A 21572-nucleotide genomic window follows, 5' to 3' on the forward strand; every position below is an offset into this window, starting at 1 on the left:
GTAAAAATCAATTCAGTTTAAATGGCGCGACCATTATAAATTCAGGAATTTTTACATCAAAAAAATCGGAGGTGTTTAAATTTTCCATACGATAGTTACCATACATTTTTCCGATTTCGTAAAATAAATTGCAGCCACTGGTGTACTGATATTTTTTTCCGGGATAAATAACCGGCTGCTCCCCTACTACACCTTCGCCTTCAACCTCGCGCTTGCGGCCATCGGCATCAATAATACTCCAATGCCTCCTGCGCAAGCACACAGTATCTTCGCTTATATTCTCAATAGTAATGCGGTAAGCAAATACAAACTGATGTATGCGGGCATTGCTTTGTGCCGGTTGAAAAAATGTCTCTACGCTTACTTTAATTCCTCTTGTAAGTGCTGCTATCATAAACACTTAGGTTATTAGTTGCGTCCAAATATAAAGTGAAATATATTACTCCAACAACTATCTGTCAATTCCTTTTGATATTTTTTTATCATTTTTAGGATAATCGCTTTAATGCATCCATAACATTGGCTTCTATGGCTGTATGCCACTGGGTATAATCCCTTGGCTGAAGTAACTGCCCGGTAATGGTTTGGTATAGTTTTATATAACGAGCCGATACTTCGTTGCATACAGCATCTGTCATTGTTGGTATGGTTTGGCCTTGCAGGCCCTGAAACTCATTTGCAATTAACCATTGGCGTAAAAATTCCTTAGACAATTGCTCTTGAATTTCGCCTTTGCTTTGTCGGTCTTCATATCCGGCTTTATAAAAATAACGCGATGAGTCGGGTGTATGAATTTCATCCATTAATAATATCTGATTATTGAGAATGCCAAACTCATATTTGGTATCAACCAACAATAATCCCTGTTGCTGTGCCATACGGCTTCCAAGCTCAAATAAATTTAACGCATAGGCTTCCAATTGCTCGTATTGTTGTTTGGTTGCTAACTGCTTCCTGATTATTTCATCTGCCGAAATATCCTGATCGTGACCATGATTGCTTTTAGTTGTAGGAGTAATAATGGGCCTTGGCAATCTATCGTTTTCTCTTAACCCTTCGGGCAAAGCCACTCCACACAAAGTGCGTAAGCCACTTTGATAGGTGCGCCATGCATGACCTGCCAGATAACCGCGCACCACCATTTCTATTTTAAATGGTTTGCACTTGTATCCAATGGCCACATTAGGGTCAGGGCTTTCTATTAACCAGTTAGGCACTAGTGGCTTGCTTGCATTTAAAAAATAAGTGGCCGTTTGATTTAATACTTGACCTTTGTAGGCAATAGCTCGCGGCAATATCACATCAAATGCACTAATGCGGTCGCTTGCTATCATAATTAACATGTCACCTATACTATATACGTCACGCACTTTGCCGTGATACACCGTTTGATCTTTATCAAATATAAAATTGGTCTTGGTAATTAGTTCCATCCTACTTTTCGTTATTAGTTTTTCCGTACGCCATTATTATTTGTTTAACCAGACGATGCCGCACAACATCCTGTTCATTCAAATAAATTACATCTATGCCTTTTATTCCTTGCAGCAATTGCAATGCTTGTACAAGACCACTTGGCTGGTTGCGGGGCAAATCAATTTGGGTAGTGTCGCCAGTGACTATAAACTTAGCAGATGGCCCCATGCGTGTTAAAAACATTTTGAGTTGCGACTGGGTAGCATTTTGTGCTTCGTCAAGTATAACAAAAGCATTATCGAGGGTGCGACCCCGCATAAAAGCCAGCGGTGCTACTTCTATAATTCCATTTTCGATCATGGACTTCAGTTTTTCGCCCGGAATCATATCAAACAAAGCATCGTAAAGTGGACGCAGGTAAGGGTCAATTTTTTCTTTTAAATCGCCAGGTAAAAAACCAAGGTTTTCGCCCGCCTCTACTGCCGGCCGGCAAAGAACAATTCTGCGTATTTCCTTATTCTTTAATGCACGTACGGCTAATGCAACAGCGGTATATGTTTTTCCTGTACCTGCAGGGCCTATGGCAAACACAATATCATTAACCTCATTGCTTTCTACCATACGCATTTGGTTTGCCGTTCGCGCCTTTACAACCAAACCATTGGGTCCATATACCAGCACATGACTACCGTTGGTCATCTGCTTTGCCGTGCCAGCTTTTGCATCATCGCCAACCCAGTCGCCATCGTTCGGCTCAAGCACCACACTGCCGGTTTGTTGGTACAATTTAAGCCACCCTTCAATTTCCTTGATGCATGCCTCGGCAAGGGCATCTTCTCCCAAAATGCGCAATTCATTTCCACGGGCTATAATTTTTAATGCTGGAAATTTGTTTCGCAACAGCGTTAGGTTGCTATCGTTGCTGCCATAAAAGTCTACAGGGTTGTCAAGGTCAATGGTAAGTGTATGTTCGGCCATTTAGTGCGTTTAATGGATAATTGCTTTTGTTTTTTAAAGTATATATCGGTTTTTCATTTTCAGGCATTTTATTTTTAGCCTATCGTATTACTTCTTCATTTAAGAACCAATGTCCGCAAAGGAATAAAGATAGAATCAAAATGGAAATGGATATAAATTAAAATGACTAACAAAAAATTGAATCCTGTTAACAACAATACTAAAAAATTAGGAGGGAGTAAAACAAAAAACTGAATGGGTCATTTATCTTTGGCGGCATTGCTTTTAAATAATGTCATCCATTATCACATTAACTTCCGACTGGGGTACCGATGATTATTTTGTGGCTGCCTTCAAAGGACAGTTGTTGCGTTTTGTACCCTCAGCCACGGTAATCGATATTTCGCATCATATCAATCCGTTTGATATAATGCATGCTGCATATATTCTTCGAAACTCGTATAAGTTCTTTGCAGACAATACCATTCACCTGATTGGTGTAGATTGTATACGAGTAAAAACGGTGGATGCTGCAGGAAATTTTCCTCGGAGAATTGTTGCGGTAGAAAAAAATAATCAAATTTTTATTGGCCCCGATAGTGGCCTTTTTAATAATTTATTTACTGACGGATATGATTATGCTTATGAAATGATATCGTACCGTGAGTTAAACCGACTTAAGCTAAACGAATTTTTCATATCATGCTGTTATAAACTATTGCGAGGCGAAAAATTAATCGAAATAGGCAATATCACTGATAGCCTGATGATTTCTTATCCTCGCACTCCAAGTCGCACTGGTGATGGTATTGCCGGTCATGTAGAATTTATTGACCGCTTTGGAAATGCGATAACCAATATTTCGCAACGTTTTTTTGAGGAGAACTGTAACGAAAGGGAATTCGAATTATTTATTAATTCGAAAATTTCGATCAATAAATTTTCGCAGTATTATGATGAGGAGGAAACGGGCGAGGTTGTAGCAATGTGGAATAGTTCCGGAGTGCTTGAACTAGCTTTAAACACCGGAAGAATGGATAAACTGATTGGCCTTAAAAAAGACTCTACCATTCGTATCGTATTCAAATGATTGTACGTGTAGTTAAATTAACCATACAGCCACAGTTGCTTACACAGTTTCTGGATATTTATCTTCAGTCGCAAGAAAATATTAAACACTTTGAAGGGTGTGTGGAGTTAAATGTTTTTCATGACTATGAAAAACCAAATATACTTTTTACCATAAGTAAGTGGGAGCATGTAAACCATCTTGAAGCTTATCGTAATTCGCCCTTCTTTAAAAAAGTGTGGACTGCCGTAAAACCCATGTTTGCAGCACCGGCTATAGCTAATACGCTAACGTCCTTTAGCTAAATTTACCTGCATAAGTCATCGAATAATTTTTGTGCCTGCGTATAGTGTAGCTCCAGACTCATTCTTAAATACCGGCATGCTTCGGCAGTATTTTGTTGCCCATGCCAATATAAGCTTAGGTTATAGTACACCTCCGGATTGTTTGGTTTTAGTTCAAGCGACTTGGTATAGTCCTTTAGCGCCTCTTGTGGTTTGCCCATAATGCTCAATGCCTGTCCACGCTTGTTGTAGGCCTCTGCATAATCTTTCTTTAATGCAATAGAACGGTTCAAATCAGTGTATGCATCTTGTATGCGGTTAAGCTGTCCACGACAATTACCGCGGTTAAACCATGCCTGCGCATATTCTCCATTTGCATTAATTGAAGAAGTAAAATGCTTTTCGGCCTCTTCAATCATGCCCAACTTGTAGCAAGCATCGCCCAGATTATTTAGCGCAAGTCCTGCTGTTGGATATTTTTGCGTAGCATCTGTCCATAGTGTAATACTATCTTTCCAAACTGCACAACGATTGTAGGTAAGCACCGCAAATACTATTGCAGCCAACATGGTGGTTGCAACAAATAGTTGTTTTGATAAATACTTATGCAGCAAATAAAAGAGCACCAGATAAACAGCAACAGATGAAATGTAGGTGTATCGCTCGCTGAATATGGTAGGCCCTACCGGTATTAACATCAACACCAAAGCCAAGGTAGCTACAAAGAAGCCAATGCTGAAAGAAATTAGTTTTTCCTTTTTATAAAAATAAAAAAACAAAAACGCCAACACCACCGGGAACAAAGCTGCTATGTAATAGTATGCGGCAATACCTCCTTCATCTTTTACAGGATAAGGATAAAAGCTAGATTGCATAAAGGGAATAATACTTTTAACAGCGTACATCATTAAGTTGTGCGAGGCAAAAAATATACGATCAACAAAACTGTATTTATTGGTAGTATCAATGCTACCTTCGCTGGCAGAGGCCTGTACCGATATCAAACCAAAAACAATGGAAAGTGCAACAAAAAAAACTTTGTCTAGAATCATCTTAATATCGGGCTTGCGCGTGTAGTAAATGTCAAGCAAAACCATTATCGGCACAAATGATACTGCCATTGCTTTGCTCATTACTGCTAATAAAAAGAATATGCAGGTTAGCAGGTATTGCCTGGCTATGCTTCCGGCATTTAAATAATTGATATACGATATACACGCTGCAAAAAAGAAAATTGCATATAGCAGATCTTTGCGTTCACTGGCCCAGCATACTGACTCGGTGCGCATGGGCGACAAAGCAAAAGCTGCAGCTACGGCAAGTGCTACATAATCGTGTATGTTAAGTTTTTTAATAAAATAAAAAACCAAAACCACAGCAATCAAGTGCATGAGCATACTAACCAAATGGTATCCCTTTGGGCTAAGGCCAAACATACTATATTCAATTGCATACGATAGAATATGAAGTGGTTGATAGTTTGCAAAATAGGGTTTCGAAAAAATGGTCTTGATATTTTCTGCACTTAATTCACGTATGAGCGGATTATCATTAATATAGGTAGGGTCGTCCCAATTGGTCAGTTCATTTTTGAGCGAAGGCATAAAAGCAATAAAAGTGCACACCAATAATATGCCTAATAGCCAGGTAACCGATGATGCTGAATTTTTAGCAGTAGTTGCAGCAACCTTGGGTTTCTGCACTTTCTTTATTTCCTTCTTCATTAAAACACTATTCTGTAAAATGTATGATAACGGTTTGCTTCAAGTCAGCATGCAAGCTTTTGCTCACCGGACAGCTATGTATGCTCCGTTCAATTATTAATTTCTCCTTCAAGCTATACTGATTGTGAGGAAAGCGAAACTCACAAATGACTTCGGCAACTCTGCGCGGATCGTTTGCCATTATCTTGGTTATGTTAAGTTGTGTATTGTCTATATTAAAGCCATGGGTACGGGCTGCAATGCCAGCAATAGTAAGCATGCAACTACCCAATGATGCGCAAAGCAAATCGGTTGGCGAAAAGGCTTCGCCCTTACCATGATTGTCAGGTGGTGCATCGGTAATAATTATTTCGCCCGACTTAAGATGCATTGCCTTGGTGCGCAATTCGCCCTCGTATACTGTTTTGATAGTCATAGATTTCTACTGCAATAATTTTGTAAATATATACATCAGATAAATTATGTACGTTAATAATGTTATTTTTGCCATCAGCATGTTAAAAAGTAACCAGTCACTATTTTTTTTACTCTTGGTTTGCGGCCAATTGATGGCGCAACAAGCTCCACATTCTATTGACTTACGTTTCGAAGAGCAAAAACCGGTACTAACTTATCATGAAAAAACGTACGGAATAACCATACATACTGCGGGTTGGGGATTGAACTATCGAAGAGGAATACATAAAACAGCAACACGCACCCAACTTCTCGACTTTAGCTATGCCACCATAAAGCACCCAAAAGAAGTTAAACTTCAAAATATTGATTTTCCGCAAGCCAAAGCCTTCGTTTATGGAAAATTAAATTCGTTATATGTACTTGATGCCGGTGTTGGTGAACAACGCATTCTATTTCAAAAAGCTGAACAAAGTGGGGTAGCAATGAAACTACATTATTCAGGTGGGCTGGCTTTTGGTTTTGCCAAACCTATTTATTTGGTGGTGTACAATAATCAAACTACTGAAAGCGAAGATGTGGTAGTAAAGCAATACAAACCCGGAGAAGTAGTATTAAATGATATAATAGGAAAAGCCAGCTTTAGTTATGGTGCTACTAAATTGAAATTTTATCCGGGCATATATGCCAAATGTGGTGCTACCTTTGAGTGGGGCAACTATGATGATGCTATTCGCGAATTAGAATTAGGTGTGATGACCAATTTGTTTATTAAGAAAGTGCCTATCATGGCTTATAACCCTGCGCAAAGGGCATACGTTTCGTTCTACCTTACTTTCATGCTTGGTAAGCAATGGTAAAGAGCGTTTATTAAAATCCTGTTTTTACAATCTTGGTTACTGTCTTACCCGATGCCGAAGCAATTTGAATAAAGTAGATTCCATTGGCAAACTCACGCATATCTATATTTTCGTTTATCGACTGCTCACCATTCATTATTTTTGACAACACTACTTCGCCTTTGCTATTGAAAATAATACAAGAAGTGTTTGGCTCAGCCTCGTTTACTGTAACAGTTACAAAATCCTTAACAGGATTTGGGAATACCTGCATAGATATTGGTTGATCTACCTCTGCCTGGCGCGGTGCTGAAAGATCGCCACTTCCTATTACTTCAATTTCTGCCAAGCCTGTGCGTGGAAAACCATTATAAGTACCGCTAATTGCTAATATTTTAACCTCTACACATTTTCCGATGGCATTATTGCCCATCAATAAATTGGTACCATTAGGAGAAATAACCTGATTGAAAATAACTTGTGTATACGAGCCGGTAGCATTTTTATTAGCATACACTCTAACCTGAACCTTAGTAATTTGTAAAGAAGAATTTCCTACTCCACCTGCAGGGATATTAAATATTCTAACACTTCTTATTTTGGCAGGGATGTCGTAGCCAAACCTTACCCATTCGCTTGTAATCAGGTTAAGCTGAGTAATCCAATAATCGCCTTCGGCAAAAGCCTTCTGTGCTTTACGATCATTAATAAAATTAATAAAATACGCGTTTGCTGTGTTGCTAACTGTTACTGCTGCACCAGGTGCAATATTGGTATAAGGTGCATCGGCAGCCGAAGGAATTGGCAACATGCTATGCCCTCTGTGACAACCTACACAAGTAACCGTTTCTCCTGGCCTTCCGTAATTCATTCCTGCTACGTGAGCTGTTGAATTAGGATAAGGAGCACCGGTTGATGGCACAACGTATCCTTTGCTGGATGGGGTACGTAGTTGTTCAAACAGTGGTTGGTCGGCAGGTAAGTTGGTTTTAACTATTTTTCCTGAAGCCGGTATCGTAACCTCCGCAAGCTGAATTGGAAAATCTTGCTCAGGGTTCGAATTTTTTCGTGTTCGCTGATGATTAATAAAAAACTTAATACTACCTGCATCGCCAAATGGTACCCCGGTTGTGATTTCCTCATCTACGTTACCATTAGTGTATACGTTGAGGCAATTAAATGTAAAGTTGCCATCAATATTATAAGGCGCACTTTCTAATGGTGGGTACATACTTGGGTAGCTTGTAACTTTATCTGCAATTTTGGGAGGAACAGGGCGTGACCGAATTGCTTTGGCGCGCAACTGCGCCCCTCCGGTGTTATATATCAATTTGCGGTTGGTGCCATCGGCATTCATTACATAAACTCCATAATCTTGTTTATAGTTAGGTGCCCAGCTAAAAATAATTTTTCCATCGGGCAAAACATCGGGGTCGCAAGCATATCCAACTTTCGAATAATAGTGCCGATATTCTTCTGGTGTATTTGAAGGATAGTTGAGTAGACTGTCTTTATAAATAGTGTATCCTGCAAGATGTGTACCCTTGCCTAACCCACGCGGATGCTTTATGATGCCGCCAAAACCACCTTCGTGCAACAATATATTTTCAGGAAAATAATTAATAACAGGATCAAAAGTTGGTGTAAACGAAGCCCCATACATCATGTATTGTTGATTGTCGCCTATTCCACCATGAAAACCGGTAAGGTCAGTTCCATCCGGATTAATTACTCCGGTTACCCATCCATTAAAATTTAAAAAATAAGCACCATTTGTTTGCACGGCCTGATTAGAACTTAGTCCTTTTTTCTGATAAATCCATCGCCCGCCTGATTGGCAAGTGTCGTAGTATCGTTAAGCGGGAAACGTCCCGTACGCCACCAACGTGAATATACGATACGGCCGGTTTGCGGATCCACTACCGGGCGCTCGGCACCATTACGTTCGCTGGTAATGCGGTGTAGGTTGGTACCATTTGCATTCATCACAAAAAGATTTGTGGTGCGCGATGCAAAATACTCACCATTGCTTGGGTGCCTTGTAGAAGAGAAACATATTCTTCCATCAGGTAACCATATTGGATCTATATCATCGTATAAACTAAAATTATTATACGAATATCCCTGCGGATTAAATTGAGCACTATTTATTACCAAATTATCATTGGTAAGTTGTGTAAGGCCTGTTCCATTTACATTGATAACATATATGCGCCATGCCCCCTGCACTTTATTAGGCATGGTATCGCGTATTTGCCCTTGTGGTGCTTTTGAAAGCCCTGCAAAAACTATCTTGGTACCATCGTAACTAACATCCGGGGCATTTACATCTATTAAGTTGAGGGATGCGAGCGTTGGACTCGATCCATTTATGAGTGTTTTAAGGGTTCCATTCTTTCTATAAATAATTAAGCTACCCGGATTGCTGGCCCTAAAACGGCTGTGCGAACCTACCCCCGGCATGCTTGGCATGGAGTCTAGATTATCGGCTCCGAGCTTACGAATTTTGCGACTTGCAAATACCACATCGTAATTCACCGGACTTGGCAATAGCTTTGATTGACTAACTAATTCTTCTTCATCAAAACTTATTGGCGCCAACTGGTTTTGTTTAAACTCATTGAAAAAGAAAAAGATGGCAATTGTTGAAATTACCAAAAAAAGGTTTGAGAAATCGTTCGTTATTTGAACTGCTCTGATTTTGATTTGCATTATTAATTAATTCATTTAGATTTAGTCAACAAAATTTCGAATCTGTTGTTTTCAAATTCGCTTAAATTATTCCAATAAATATGGTGAAGGATATTAAAGGACTTTCGAGGCTCAAAAAAAAATATATTTTTTTATAGTCCTTGTTGTTTTACCAATTTTGAATTTTAAATTTGGGTGAAAAACTTATCAACATTAACTAACATCGAATAATGTCTACACCACAAATTGCACAAGGGTTTGAGCTACCATGCATTATTTATTGCCATGGATTACTCGGTACAAAAAATGAATTTGATTTTCTTGCCCTACCCTTAAAAAGTGAGTTTCAATTCTTTAGCTTCAATTTTGATGGTCACGGTGAAACAAAATATATTCCCGAATGGAGCATAACAAATTTTGCAACTCAACTTGCTAATTTTATTGACCATAACAATTTGAAAGACTACCATATAATTGGTTATTCGCTTGGAGGATATGTGGCAGCTTATGCGCTTTTACAAAAGATCATTTTTCCTGCATTTGTCATTACTATCAATACCAAATGGGAATGGCCTTGTGAAGTTGTTGAAGTAGAGCTTAAAAAACTTGGATATGAGTCAATTCAATTAAAAGCGCCAAAACTTATTCAACATTGGAATGCAATACATACCAATGCAAACGCAAAGGAAATGCTCGCACGGGCACAAAAATTTTTAATTCAAATGCAAGATTTGCAAATTGCAAGTATCTCAAATGCTACAAACAATACTATACCAATCTATATAACGCATGGCGAGCGCGACAAGTTTGTTACTGAGCAGGAGTCCCAAAAAATAAGCCATGTAATTGCAACTACATCCTACCTAACGATACCCGGCATGCAGCACCCTTTAGAAAGCATTGACAAAGATTTCTTTTTAAATTTTCTAAGAGAAAAGTTGAACCCCGCTATTGACTAATCAAAAAATGAACTGCCATTTGATATCCTGCCAAACCAAAACCCATAATTAAGCCCTTACAATGTGGTGTGAGAAAAGATGTATGGCGGAATGATTCGCGCGCGGCAATATTGGAAATGTGAACTTCGATGCAAGGTAAGCCTGCTGATGCAAGCGCATCGCCAATAGCAATGGAGGTATGTGTATATGCACCGGCATTAATAACAAGGCCATGGTAATTAGTTGAGCAAAGCTGAATTTTGTTTATCAACTCACCTTCGATGTTGCTTTGATAATAGGCTATTTCATGTGGCTTATTTTTTTCTCTCAACTCTTTAATGAATGTATCCATGGATAGGTTGCCATAAATTTCAGGTTGCCTTGTACCTACTAAATTTAAGTTGGGGCCATTAATAATAAGTATCCGCTTACTCATACTATGTATTTGCAGCAAATATACAAATACCTTCATCAACATCTCTTTGTGCATAATAGCGGCTGCATTGCATGTAAGTACGTGGCCATAAAGCTAACTTTGTTGCAATGAACTGGAACAGTCATATTAAGGGGTTTGAATCGTGGCTTAAACTTGAAAAAAGTTTAAGCTCAAATACCATAGAAGGATATAAGGATGATGTAATAAAGTTATTTCATTTTTTAGAATATAAAGAACTGCAAACACAACCTAACGATGTAACCTCAGTGCAACTTGCCGAATTTATTACTTGGGTAAGCGAACTTGGCGTAAGCGCTCGCACACAGGCTCGCATTATTTCGGGAATAAAATCATTTTATAAATACCTGATACTTGAAGGAGGTATTCGACAAGACCCAACCGAGATGCTCGAAGGTCCAAAACTTGGGCGCAAATTACCTGACGTATTGAGCGTAGAAGAAATAGATGCCATCATAAATGCCATTGACTTGAGCAAACCCGAAGGCGAGCGAAACAAAGCAATGCTCGAAACACTATATAGTAGTGGGTTACGCGTGAGCGAATTAGTTAATCTGCGTATAAGCAATATTGCTGAGTCTGTAGGTTTTTTAAATTATAGGAAAGGGAAATAAAGAACGCTTGGTAACCATAGGCAAGACCGCTCTTAAGCAGATAGAAAATTATAAGCTGCATTACCGCAATCATCTTGCGGTAAAAAAAGAAGCCGAAGATATTTTGTTTCTCAACAGGCGTGGCAACAAGTTGACCCGCGAAATGATATTTATGATTATTAAATCGCTGGCACAAAAAATAAATTTGCGAAAGCAAATTTCGCCACACTCATTTAGACATTCGTTTGCAACGCACCTGGTTGAAGGAGGTGCCGATCTGCGTGCTGTTCAGGAAATGCTGGGACACGAAAGTATTACCACCACAGAAATTTATACGCACCTTACACGCGACTACCTGCGCGAAAATCTGATGCGCTATCACCCCAGAGCCGGAGGCGCCAACTGATTTGTTACCTTTACTTAAGCTGAAATAACATAGACAGTATACCTTCGCGCAGCGAATAATGGGTCATGTAATATTCGTTGAAAAAATAATTGTTTCTTACATAATTAAATAAAACAGAGGCAAGTACAATCATATCGGCACGTGGTGCCCATAAGCCTTGCATGGCTAAACGTTGCTCCAGGGTGCTGTTTACTAATTGTTCATGCAAACGGTTTAACTCGCCTGTATCAAACCGATAGCGCATAGCACTATCACTGCTATCTGTAACACCTTTACTGTATTCAATCATGCTTGCAAATGTTTCGAACGAGCCTGCACTGCCAACCAATATGTTCGGTTTATATTTATTCAAATTTTCGAAAAGTGGAATTAATAATGATTCAAGATATTGATTAAGCTCTAAAATTTGCTCGTTGTTTATTTTTGATTCTGGCTTAAACTTATCCAACAACAAAGCTGCCCCAAGAGCAAAACTCTGCTTCCACTCAATCGTATTGCTTTGTGAAATGATAAACTCCGTACTTCCACCTCCTATATCCATAATCATAATATGCCTATCGCGATAAAACTGGTCGAGCAACACACCCTTGTGAATCCATTCGGCTTCAATTGCTCCATCAATTAAATCAATATGAATGCCGGTTGCTATTTCGATTTGGCTGATTACCTCACTTGAGTTTTTTGCTGATCGCAAAGCAGCTGTACCAATGGCATGTATGGCGGTGCATGCATACTCGTTTGCCCTTTCTTTAGAATAAACCAAAACAGCTATGGCACGCGCGATAGCTTCATTGCTTATAAAGCCAGCAGCAATTCCTCCCTCGCCAAGCTTAACTGCACGTTTTTCTTCAAACAGTACGTTAAACGAACTGCCGCTCTTGCAAGCAATAATCAAGTTAAAGGTGTTAGTACCACAATCAATAACTGCCAGCTTATTATCCATGTTTTGCATGGTGCAATGAAAGTAATTACGGTGAATATTTTTATTAAACTTCTTTTTAATGATATTTACCCATCGATATTTTGAACAATGCTAAAAAATAAAATTTTATCATCGCTCCTGGCCATTAATATATTTATAGCCGGCTGCTTGTTTTTTAATTTCACCAACGAAGATGCAATAAAACAAGAATCTGACTTTCGTAAAAACTATCATGTTCATGCATTGCATCTGCCTGAAAATTTTTCATTTGCCGGTGAAAAATTTAATTTCAAAGATGCTGAAGTTGCAGAGCGATTTGACCGTGAAGTAATGGTAAATACCTATTGGCAATCGCAAACCCTTATTACATTAAAAAAAATACATCGCTGGTTTCCGGTAATTGAACCAATATTAAAAGAAAATAGCCTGCCCGATGATTTTAAATACCTTGCTGTGGCAGAAAGTAATTTATCGAATGCTGTTTCGCCAAGTGGTGCAGCAGGGTTTTGGCAATTTATGCCTGCTGCTGCCCGTGAGTATAATCTCACTATTAATACTGAAGTAGATGAGCGCTATCATCTTGAAAAAGCAACCATGGCTGCATGCAATTACCTTAAACAATCAAAACAAACCTTCGGTTCGTGGATGCTGGCCGCTGCATCTTATAATATGGGAGTTGATGGTGTGCAAAAAGCATTAACTACGCAAAAAGTAACTAACTATGATGACTTGCTGCTTAACGAAGAAACTTCGCGCTACTTGTTTCGCATTGCTGCTATAAAATACATTTACGAAAATCAACGCCAAATGGGCTACAATTTGCAACCTTATGACTTATATGATCCCTACACTTTTCAAATGATTACAGTAGATAGTAGCATAACCGATTTGGCTCAATTTGCAATTAATCAGGGAGTAAATTACAAAAAGTTAAAATTATTAAATCCCTGGTTGCGAAACAATTCGCTTACTAACGTTGAAAAAAAAGTATATCAGGTAAAGATTTTAAAAGAAGCCAAAACCTTCAGAATGTATAACGATTCCTTTTTTAAAGCTGATTCACTAAAGTAAACGCTGCTATTTTGTTGTTAATATTTAATTCAAAAAACGAAATACTTGGCAGTCATAAGGATTACATTTGCACACTTCAATACACCTTATGAATTCGATAAAGCAACTTCCTTATTTTGATATAATTATTATTTGGGGACCTATTTTACTAATTTCCATTTTAATTATCATACAGCTTTACTATTTATTACTGGTTTTTACAAAATTACTTGGCTATCGCCCAACCGATGCAAAAGTTTTTCTTCCGGTAAGTATCATTATCTGCGCAAAAAACGAATTGCAAAACTTAAAAAGTTTTCTTCCTTATTTTTTAAAACAAGATTATCCCGACTATCAGGTTATTGTGGTTAATGATGGCTCGTGGGATGGCACCGGAGAGTACTTGCAAAGCATAGAAGCCCAGTTTTCGAATTTAAAAATTGTGACCATTAAAGAGCAGGAAAAATACAAAACAGGAAAAAAGTTTGCTTTAACGCTTGGCATCAAAGGTGCAAGTCATGAACATCTTATATTTACCGATGCCGATTGCGAGCCATCCGGAAATACATGGTTACAAAATTTGATGCGCAATTATCAATCACATTCGCAACTAATAATAGGCTACGCACCCTATAAAAACGAAGGCGGATTTCTTAATAGCATCATACGTTTTGATACTGCACATAATGCCATCCTTTATCTGTCGCGCGCTATAGCGGGCAAGGCTTTTATGGGCGTTGGACGAAATCTGGGATATACCAAAACCATCTTTTTTGAAAACAAAGGTTTTGCATCGCATCAACATTTACTCTCGGGCGATGATGACCTTTTTGTAAACCAAGCAGCTACGCACAACAATACAAGTGTTGCCATAAATGAAGAATCATTTACCTACTCGGTTCCAAAAAAAACATGGGCAAGCTGGATTCAACAAAAAACAAGACACGTGAGTGTTGCCAGACATTATAAAGCCCGCGATCAGCGGTTAATAAGTATCTACCATGTAACCCAGGCACTTATACTATTGATGGCGCCCATTCTTATCGTATTAAAATTGCAACCACTTGTTATAGCCTGCTGCCTTGCGGGATATTTATTGTTACGCTGGTCAATTATCACTGCTAGTCTTTATAAATTAAAAGAACAAAACCTTGCATGGATGCTTCCTCTTTTTGATGTGATTTTTATTTTTATAAGCCCGATTATTTACATACGTTCGCGTTTTTATAAAAATACGCGATGGTAAAAATTCAGATGCTTCTGCTATGGTGTGCAGCCATATTTGTTAGCCAATGTAATATGTCTAAACAAAATGCAACCATTAATAAGCCGGTTACATCATTGCCGCAAGCGGCAATTGAAGATTTGAATTGGATGATTTTAAGAGCCGATACTGTTGATTTCTCCAAACTGGAACCTCGAAAAATACCGATTTTGATTTTTCATAAAGATGGAAAAAATTTTTCGGGCACAAGCGGATGCAACAACATTCTTGGCGATTATCTTCTTGACAAAAATTCACTAACCTTTGATAAGATTTCGAGTACCGAAATGTTTTGTGCCGGACTAATGGATGCAGAATATGCATTATTGCAAGCGCTACGCGAAGCTAAAACATATACTGCTACCGAAACAACCTGTCAATTACTTGGCAGCGATCAAAAAGTGCTGGTATTATTGCAGAAAATAAAAAAATAACAGAGCCTATGCAAAACACCTTGAGCGTCTCAAAGCCTAATATCAACCTTTTGAGCATATGGAATATGTGCTTTGGTTTTCTAGGCATACAGTTTGGCTGGGCATTGCAAATGAATAACATGAGTGTTATTTATGAATACCTGGGCGCTGCTCCCGATGCAATTCCAGGATTATGGCTTGCCGCGCCAATGACCGGATTAATTGTACAGCCCATAGTAGGTTATCTTAGCGATCGCACATGGCATCCAACTCTTGGGCGCAGAAGGCCTTACTTTTTAATTGGGGCAATACTCAGTTCAATTATGCTTTTCGTTATGCCTCAATCGTCAGCGGTATGGATGGCAGCGGGAAGTTTGTGGATACTAGATAGCAGTATCAATATCAGTATGGAGCCTTTTCGTGCATTTGTTGCTGACAAACTAAATGATAAGCAACGCAGCACCGGGTATGCCATGCAGAGCATGTTTATTGGCCTGGGCTCATTTATTGCCGGATACATTCCAACCTTATTAGTTGATGTTTTTAATTTTTCTCGTGAAAAAGTAAATGGAAAAATTCCGCAAAATCTTGAATTCACCTTTTACATTGGTGGTGCTGTATTTTTGCGGCAGTTTTATATACTGTTATTACAAGTAAAGAGTATCCACCTGTCGCAGCATCTAATAAATCAGCTTTGAGCGAAAGTAAAAAAGGAATTAGTGCAGGAGTGTCAGAAATAATTTCGTGCATTATACACATGCCTGAACAAATGAAACGAATTGCACTTGTGCAATTTCTTACCTGGCCAGGCTTATTTCTAATGTGGTTTTATTACAGCCCAGCTGTAGCCAATGATATATTCAATTCAACAGGAACTGATGACCCCAACTATGCCTTAGGCAACGAGCTTGCCGGAAAAACCTATAGCATAGAAAACCTCATCACGTTCTTGTTCTCCTTTTGCCTGCCATTTATTGTAAGTAAAATATCGGCACGCAATACACACGCCCTATGCCTTTCTATTGGTGGAATTGCGCTGTTAAGTATTCATTTAATCGATAATCCTTCCATGCTCTATCTGCTAATGGGTTGCGTAGGAATCGCGTGGGCCTCCATCTTAAGTATGCCTTACACCATGTTGGGTGGTATAATCCCTGCCGAAAAAATGGGACTTTACATGGGTATTTTTAATTTCTTTATCGTTATTCCTGAAATACTTGCATCTTTATTTTTTGGGTATTTTATGAAAAATGTACTTCATAATGATCGGATTGCAGCTGTAATGATAGGAGGCGCCTTGTTGCTGTTGGCTGCTTTATGCTGCTTCCGTATAAAGAAAGCTGAAACAGTCTCTTTGTAACCATCTTACTATTCATTTTCTTTTCGGGTTGTTTACATTTTATAGTTTTTCTTCCAAAAAAGAAATTTTCAGCTAAAAGTTGGAGGAGTTCATATTATACTTACATTCGTGTACTCTTAAAAAACTTTAAATCCTATGAAAAAACTTCTTCTAGTAATTTGTGCTTTCGGTTTGATTGTGCAAACAAATGCCACACATCTTATGGGGGGTCAAATTACCTCGCAAAACATTGGTGGATTAACATATGCCATCACACTTACGGTGTATCGTGATACTAACGGTATCCCTATGTCACCTGTGCAAATCTTGAATTATTACGATAACTTAAGTAACCCTATTGGCACTAATACAGTGCCACAGGCCGGTATGTCTAATTTTGGAAATGGTGTTGAAGAGTATGTATTTTTAGATACAATTACATTTCCATCATCGGGAGATTATACCATTATCTGGGAAGATTGTTGTCGCAATTGCGCCATTTTAAATCTAACCAATCCTTGTGGAGAGTCCTTTTATTTAACTAATGAGTTATGGGCTGATAGTTCTAACTCATCTCCGGTATTCTTAAACCCTCCCATTCCGATTGCTCAGTTAATGCAACCATACATCTATAATCCCCTGCCTTTTGATGCTGATGGCGATTCGCTTTATTGGACGTTGGATATTCCATTATCAATGGGTGGACTTCAAGTTGTAGGATTCACATTGCCACCTTCTGACACAAGCATGCCTTTTACCATGAATCAAACAAATGGCGAAATTTCTTTTATGCCTAATACGGTTGGTAATTTTGTGGTTTCTGTGTTAGTAAAGGAATACCGTGCAGGAGTTGAAATAGGAACTACACGCAGAGATTATCAGATTTTGGTTATACCAACCTTAGCACCTCCGCCAAATATTTCAACAACATCTAATTCATTCCCATATTCAGGAAAGCAGTTTTATATTACTCCAGGTACTGGTTTTACATTTACCATGACAGCTAGTGACATAGACAATCGTTACCTTGAAATATCCGGTGTTGGCGAAGCAATGATACTTTCTAATCCGCTTGTGGGTGCCTATACAAATGGATTTACAACTGCCAGCGCAGCGTTAAGTTGGACACCTACTACCAACGAAGCACGCGTTAAACCATATGTATTAGCTTTACGTGTAGCACAGTATCACAGTATTTACAAATTTATTACTGATCATACCATTCAATTGTTTGTTGGAAGCAATCCAATTGGAATATCAGAAAACAGCAATGCGAATTTCAATGATATTTATCCAAACCCATCAAGTGGCAACTTTAATGTAGTGTACAACACTAAAAATGCCGGACAGGTTACTATTTCGGTTTACACATTGACAGGAAATAAAGTAAGTGAACAAAAGATACAGGTTAATAGCGGGATGAATGTAATTTCGGTTAACGATATCAACTTAGTAAAAGGCAATTACATGGTGCAGATTTCAAACAATGGCAAAGTTGAAACCAAGCAAATAACGATTGAAAAATAAGCTTTTTAATAAAGTAAAGGAAGAGGCTGTCTCAAAAGGGGCAGCCTCTTTTTTTGGGGTAAAAGATCTGTCAGCCAATTGTAATAATTGTACTAAAACAAAACAGGCGTTTATGGAATCCATTATAGGTATGAACCTAATAACTAATAGGTTTTATTATTAAATAGTATTTATAATTTTGCGCCTCCCAAAAAATAAACGGTTCATGATGGCTTCACTACCATGGACTAAATTGGAAATAAAATTGTAAAAAGAAAAAAAGAAAGAATAATATGAAAAAGAATTTAACCATTCTGGTATGTATGTTTGGCCTGTTGCATTCGGCACAGGCTCAAAACCCCACATTAGCCGAAGGCTTACACGCTCTTGAGAATGACCAATTTAACCTAGCAAAGAGCACTTTTATGCGATTGTTAAACAGCGATGCAATCACATCAGCACAAGCATATTACTATTTGGGTAGTGCTTATTACAAAACTGGTAAAATAGATAGTGCATCTATAATGGCTAACAAACTAAACAGTTTGCAACCTGAAAATCCAATTACAAAAATTGCTTTAGGTCGTGAGGCACTATTTGCTAAAAATCCCGTTGAAGCTAAAGCAAATTTTGACAATGCAGTTACCATAACAAAAGGTAAAGGCCCATTAGTATATCAGTTGATTGGAGATGCATATTTAAATAGCCCAATGCCTGAATATAAAACAGCAGTAGAATACTTACAAAAAGGAATAATAGGAGATAAAGCAGCCAGCGACTTATATTTGTTATATGGCGATGCATCTAAACGTGATGTAAACGGTGGAGGCACAGCAGCTACCGCGTATGAGAAAGCTGTTGAATTAAATTCTAAAGTAAAAGGAAATCACCGCCTTGGTATATTGTGGACTGAATCGCGTAATATGGAAACAGCCATTAATGCATTTGAAGCATGTATAAACGAAGACCCTACCTACGTAGCTGCATATCGCGATATGGCCGAAATGTATTATCTGTTTAAGAAATATACACAGGCCAGAGATACGTATCAAAAATATCTTGCAGCAGCTGATACTACCGTAGAAAACCTGACACGGTATGCATATATGTTGTATCAGTCTAAAGATTATGACAATGGAATTGCGGTGTTTAATCAGTTAAAGCAAATAGATTCTACCAACAATACGCTTAACCGTTTGGAGGGATACACCTTATGTGAAAAGAAAGCCTGGCCTGAGGCCGTGGCTGCCATGGAAAAGTTTTTTGCCAAAACAGATCCTGCCAAAATTATCTTCCTCGATTATAAATATTATGGAAAAGCATTGATGGAAAATAAACAAGACAGCCTTGCCGAACTTAATATTCAAAAAGCAATTGCCATGGATACCACCGAGTGCGATTTGTATAATGACTTGGGCGATGTTAATATGCGCCTTAAGCGATATGAGGTGGCACAAGGTGCTTACCAAAAGAAAATGACCTGTGCTGGTTCTCAATCGGCAGTTGATTATTTCCAGTTAGGCAAATCATTCTACTTTAATGATCAGTTTGAAACTGCAGACTCCTGCTTTAAAAAAGTGATTGAAATTAAGCCTGCTTCAAGTGTAGGATATTTTTGGAGCGCCCGTGCCTTGTTGTACAAAAAAGAAAACAATATTGACGAAGCCAACCCTATGTTTGAAAAATATATAGAAATCATCTCTCCGGATCCATCTAAGGCTTCTAAAAAAGAAATGGTTGAAGCGTATTTGTTCAAAGGCAAATACAATATCTTAAAAGACGACAATGCCCAAGCTAAAGAATTTTTGACCAAGGCTCTTGCTATAGATGCTGAGAATAAAGAAGCGCTTGAATTGATGGATCGCATTACAAAAGATAATGCCAATCGTGAAAAGAAAAAGCAATAAGATATTATTGGATAATAAAAAATACCAGGCCATCAATTATTGATGGCCTTTTTTTATTCCTTAGGTTTAGTCGGCTTTTTGAAAGGATAAATTTTTGACTCCGTACCCCGAATCAGTCGTTCAATATTTTTTTGATGCGTAATCATTATTATGATGGCAGCAGCCATGGCAAAAATGTTCATGGTCACAATGGATTCTTTGAATAATAACATAACAATGAATGGAAAAGCAAAACCGGCCAGAATGGAGGCTAACGAAATGTAATTGGTAATAATCCATACAACAATAAATATACATGCGCAGATTAAGGCGGCCCTGGGATTAACCCCTGCAAGTATGCCAAGCATAGTTGCCACACCCTTGCCACCGCGAAATCCAACATAAACAGGGAATATATGTCCAAGTAAGGCGCAAATACCCAAGGCGAGTTTGAAGTTTACAAACTGCTGCGTGCCCGGTAAATAATTGCCGATTATAGTAGCAAGCTGCACAGCAAGATATCCTTTGCCAATGTCCATTAACAAAACCGGAATACCTGCGGTGTGGCCTAATACTCGAAAAGTATTTGTAGCACCGGCATTGCCACTGCCATATTCGCGTACATCAATATTGTAAAACAATTTGCCTACCCATACAGCCGAAGGAATAGCACCCAACAGGTATGCTACAATACAAGCTATGATATTGATAGTGTTTAGCATCAGGGCAAATATATAGAAAGTTTAAAGGTGAAACGGCCAAAATTAACCTTCAATTATAGTATCATTAGACCGATATACGGGTTCATTTTTTTGTACAGAAGTAATGATAAAAGCACCGTTGTGATTTTTGAACTGAAAGTGATTTAAACGACCAACCATATAATTTGCAAGTGTTTATGCTTGAAGCAATAGCTTTTCAATGCCGGGGGCCCCTGGGAAAAATAAATATCAATTTCCCTTTTACTCAAAATCATTTGACTCTGAACAGGTTGAAAGAATGTGAATAGATTAATGATAGGTTATAATAAAAAGACTCAACAAATTGAGAATATCAATTCCTATCACTCCCACATTCTGTTCCACAACATTAACATCAAGTCATTAAACTTTCCCTTTTCAAAATTTGGCTCAAACATATCTGCTTTTACTTCATCTCCATCTTTAACCAAAATAGTATAAAACATAAAACTTTCTTTAGATTCTGTTTTTGTAAAATCAGCTTTTCCTCATTTTACTACAAAAAAGAATAAAGAATCTTCTGATTGTCTGGTAACGATATATTTGTCTTGTGCAAACCATTTCAATGTATTTAATTCTTTGCACTCAAACCCCTTCATTTCTTTGAGATTTCTATCGTATTTACTAAAGACAATTTCTTTCTTCCGCTGAAAAATGGAATACTCAGAAATATTAACAGCACTAT

At 38.2% G+C, this 21572-nt stretch carries 19 protein-coding genes and 2 pseudogenes; 11 read left to right on the forward strand and 10 right to left on the reverse strand.

Annotation, left to right across the window (positions count from 1 at the left end):
• Positions 1–7 precede the first annotated feature (7 nt).
• From apaG to IPO27_11940, 3 genes are all read right to left on the reverse strand, one after another.
• Positions 8–394 (reverse strand): Co2+/Mg2+ efflux protein ApaG, encoded by a 387-nt coding sequence (gene apaG / locus IPO27_11930; GenBank protein ID MBK8847204.1) that lies wholly within the window; start codon positions 392–394, stop codon positions 8–10.
• Between the two features lie 94 nt (positions 395–488).
• Positions 489–1433 (reverse strand): phosphoribosylaminoimidazolesuccinocarboxamide synthase, encoded by a 945-nt coding sequence (locus tag IPO27_11935; GenBank protein MBK8847205.1) that lies wholly within the window; start codon positions 1431–1433, stop codon positions 489–491.
• Position 1434: 1 nt separating this feature from the next.
• Positions 1435–2394, reverse strand: coding sequence for a PhoH family protein (locus IPO27_11940; protein MBK8847206.1), 960 nt, complete (start codon positions 2392–2394; stop codon positions 1435–1437).
• Between the two features lie 271 nt (positions 2395–2665).
• Here IPO27_11940 and IPO27_11945 point away from each other — a divergent pair, with 271 nt between their 5' ends.
• Together IPO27_11945 and IPO27_11950 are read left to right on the forward strand one after the other, a co-directional pair.
• The gene (locus tag IPO27_11945; protein ID MBK8847207.1) at positions 2666–3463 is read left to right on the forward strand and encodes an SAM-dependent chlorinase/fluorinase; all 798 of its coding nucleotides are present in this window, start codon (positions 2666–2668) and stop codon (positions 3461–3463) included.
• On the forward strand, positions 3460–3747 hold the full coding sequence (locus IPO27_11950) for an antibiotic biosynthesis monooxygenase (protein ID MBK8847208.1): 288 nt from the start codon (positions 3460–3462) through the stop codon (positions 3745–3747). The genes IPO27_11945 and IPO27_11950 overlap by 4 nt, the downstream gene beginning before the upstream one ends.
• A gap of 2 nt (positions 3748–3749) precedes the next feature.
• On the opposite strand, the gene IPO27_11955 is transcribed toward IPO27_11950, so the two are convergent.
• Both IPO27_11955 and IPO27_11960 read right to left on the reverse strand, forming a co-directional pair.
• Positions 3750–5450, reverse strand: a complete 1701-nt coding sequence (locus IPO27_11955) for a tetratricopeptide repeat protein (protein ID MBK8847209.1) — start codon at positions 5448–5450, stop codon at positions 3750–3752.
• A 7-nt stretch (positions 5451–5457) separates the two neighbouring features.
• The gene (locus IPO27_11960) at positions 5458–5865 is read right to left on the reverse strand and encodes an OsmC family protein (protein ID MBK8847210.1); all 408 of its coding nucleotides are present in this window, start codon (positions 5863–5865) and stop codon (positions 5458–5460) included.
• A 46-nt stretch (positions 5866–5911) separates the two neighbouring features.
• Between IPO27_11960 and IPO27_11965 the strand changes: the two genes are divergently transcribed.
• On the forward strand, positions 5912–6706 hold the full coding sequence (locus tag IPO27_11965) for a hypothetical protein (GenBank protein ID MBK8847211.1): 795 nt from the start codon (positions 5912–5914) through the stop codon (positions 6704–6706).
• 10 nt (positions 6707–6716) lie between these two features.
• Here the strand turns inward: IPO27_11965 and IPO27_11970 are convergent, their stop codons facing one another.
• A complete protein-coding gene (locus tag IPO27_11970) occupies positions 6717–8468 on the reverse strand; it encodes a T9SS type A sorting domain-containing protein (protein MBK8847212.1) in 1752 nt (583 codons plus the stop codon).
• Positions 8469–8482: 14 nt separating this feature from the next.
• Complete coding sequence (locus tag IPO27_11975; protein ID MBK8847213.1) at positions 8483–9286, reverse strand: PD40 domain-containing protein; 804 nt, start codon at positions 9284–9286, stop codon at positions 8483–8485.
• Between the two features lie 320 nt (positions 9287–9606).
• Between IPO27_11975 and IPO27_11980 the strand changes: the two genes are divergently transcribed.
• Positions 9607–10335 carry an alpha/beta fold hydrolase gene (locus IPO27_11980; GenBank protein ID MBK8847214.1) on the forward strand — a complete coding sequence of 243 codons (729 nt, stop codon included), beginning with the start codon at positions 9607–9609 and terminating at the stop codon, positions 10333–10335.
• Here IPO27_11980 and aroQ read toward each other — a convergent pair.
• The gene (gene aroQ / locus IPO27_11985; protein MBK8847215.1) at positions 10325–10750 is read right to left on the reverse strand and encodes a type II 3-dehydroquinate dehydratase; all 426 of its coding nucleotides are present in this window, start codon (positions 10748–10750) and stop codon (positions 10325–10327) included. The genes IPO27_11980 and aroQ overlap by 11 nt on opposite strands.
• A gap of 107 nt (positions 10751–10857) precedes the next feature.
• Between aroQ and xerD the strand changes: the two are divergent.
• Positions 10858–11767 (forward strand): annotated as a pseudogene (gene xerD, locus IPO27_11990) (site-specific tyrosine recombinase XerD).
• A 10-nt stretch (positions 11768–11777) separates the two neighbouring features.
• Here the strand turns inward: xerD and IPO27_11995 are convergent.
• Positions 11778–12719, reverse strand: a complete 942-nt coding sequence (locus IPO27_11995) for an exopolyphosphatase (GenBank protein ID MBK8847216.1) — start codon at positions 12717–12719, stop codon at positions 11778–11780.
• Positions 12720–12797: 78 nt separating this feature from the next.
• Here IPO27_11995 and IPO27_12000 point away from each other — a divergent pair, with 78 nt between their 5' ends.
• From IPO27_12000 to IPO27_12025, 6 genes and pseudogenes are all read left to right on the forward strand, one after another.
• A complete protein-coding gene (locus IPO27_12000; protein MBK8847217.1) occupies positions 12798–13760 on the forward strand; it encodes a lytic transglycosylase domain-containing protein in 963 nt (320 codons plus the stop codon).
• A gap of 88 nt (positions 13761–13848) precedes the next feature.
• Positions 13849–14985 (forward strand): glycosyltransferase, encoded by a 1137-nt coding sequence (locus IPO27_12005; protein ID MBK8847218.1) that lies wholly within the window; start codon positions 13849–13851, stop codon positions 14983–14985.
• On the forward strand, positions 14979–15437 hold the full coding sequence (locus IPO27_12010; protein MBK8847219.1) for an META domain-containing protein: 459 nt from the start codon (positions 14979–14981) through the stop codon (positions 15435–15437). The genes IPO27_12005 and IPO27_12010 overlap by 7 nt, the downstream gene beginning before the upstream one ends.
• Before the next feature lie 8 nt (positions 15438–15445).
• Positions 15446–16776: pseudogene (locus IPO27_12015) on the forward strand (MFS transporter).
• Between the two features lie 135 nt (positions 16777–16911).
• Positions 16912–18282, forward strand: coding sequence for a T9SS type A sorting domain-containing protein (locus tag IPO27_12020; protein MBK8847220.1), 1371 nt, complete (start codon positions 16912–16914; stop codon positions 18280–18282).
• 272 nt (positions 18283–18554) lie between these two features.
• Entirely contained in the window at positions 18555–20168 is a 1614-nt protein-coding gene (locus IPO27_12025; protein ID MBK8847221.1) for a hypothetical protein, read from the forward strand.
• Between the two features lie 53 nt (positions 20169–20221).
• Here the strand turns inward: IPO27_12025 and plsY are convergent, their stop codons facing one another.
• Complete coding sequence (gene plsY / locus IPO27_12030; protein ID MBK8847222.1) at positions 20222–20869, reverse strand: glycerol-3-phosphate 1-O-acyltransferase PlsY; 648 nt, start codon at positions 20867–20869, stop codon at positions 20222–20224.
• Positions 20870–21572 lie beyond the last annotated feature (703 nt).

Source organism: Bacteroidota bacterium, assembly GCA_016714535.1.
Lineage (GTDB): Bacteria > Bacteroidota > Bacteroidia > AKYH767-A > OLB10 > JADKFV01.

What these genes read in the sequence shown, in the direction of transcription:
- apaG (MBK8847204.1), bottom strand. Translation starts at nt 394, where the DNA reads ATGATAGCAGCACTTACAAGAGGAATTAAAGTAAGCGTAGAGACATTT.
- IPO27_11935 (MBK8847205.1), bottom strand. Translation starts at nt 1,433, where the DNA reads ATGGAACTAATTACCAAGACCAATTTTATATTTGATAAAGATCAAACG.
- IPO27_11940 (MBK8847206.1), bottom strand. Translation starts at nt 2,394, where the DNA reads ATGGCCGAACATACACTTACCATTGACCTTGACAACCCTGTAGACTTT.
- IPO27_11945 (MBK8847207.1), top strand. Translation starts at nt 2,666, where the DNA reads ATGTCATCCATTATCACATTAACTTCCGACTGGGGTACCGATGATTAT.
- IPO27_11950 (MBK8847208.1), top strand. Translation starts at nt 3,460, where the DNA reads ATGATTGTACGTGTAGTTAAATTAACCATACAGCCACAGTTGCTTACA.
- IPO27_11955 (MBK8847209.1), bottom strand. Translation starts at nt 5,450, where the DNA reads ATGAAGAAGGAAATAAAGAAAGTGCAGAAACCCAAGGTTGCTGCAACT.
- IPO27_11960 (MBK8847210.1), bottom strand. Translation starts at nt 5,865, where the DNA reads ATGACTATCAAAACAGTATACGAGGGCGAATTGCGCACCAAGGCAATG.
- IPO27_11965 (MBK8847211.1), top strand. Translation starts at nt 5,912, where the DNA reads ATGTACGTTAATAATGTTATTTTTGCCATCAGCATGTTAAAAAGTAAC.
- IPO27_11980 (MBK8847214.1), top strand. Translation starts at nt 9,607, where the DNA reads ATGTCTACACCACAAATTGCACAAGGGTTTGAGCTACCATGCATTATT.
- aroQ (MBK8847215.1), bottom strand. Translation starts at nt 10,750, where the DNA reads ATGAGTAAGCGGATACTTATTATTAATGGCCCCAACTTAAATTTAGTA.
- IPO27_11995 (MBK8847216.1), bottom strand. Translation starts at nt 12,719, where the DNA reads ATGCAAAACATGGATAATAAGCTGGCAGTTATTGATTGTGGTACTAAC.
- IPO27_12000 (MBK8847217.1), top strand. Translation starts at nt 12,798, where the DNA reads ATGCTAAAAAATAAAATTTTATCATCGCTCCTGGCCATTAATATATTT.
- IPO27_12005 (MBK8847218.1), top strand. Translation starts at nt 13,849, where the DNA reads ATGAATTCGATAAAGCAACTTCCTTATTTTGATATAATTATTATTTGG.
- IPO27_12010 (MBK8847219.1), top strand. Translation starts at nt 14,979, where the DNA reads ATGGTAAAAATTCAGATGCTTCTGCTATGGTGTGCAGCCATATTTGTT.
- IPO27_12020 (MBK8847220.1), top strand. Translation starts at nt 16,912, where the DNA reads ATGAAAAAACTTCTTCTAGTAATTTGTGCTTTCGGTTTGATTGTGCAA.
- IPO27_12025 (MBK8847221.1), top strand. Translation starts at nt 18,555, where the DNA reads ATGAAAAAGAATTTAACCATTCTGGTATGTATGTTTGGCCTGTTGCAT.
- plsY (MBK8847222.1), bottom strand. Translation starts at nt 20,869, where the DNA reads ATGCTAAACACTATCAATATCATAGCTTGTATTGTAGCATACCTGTTG.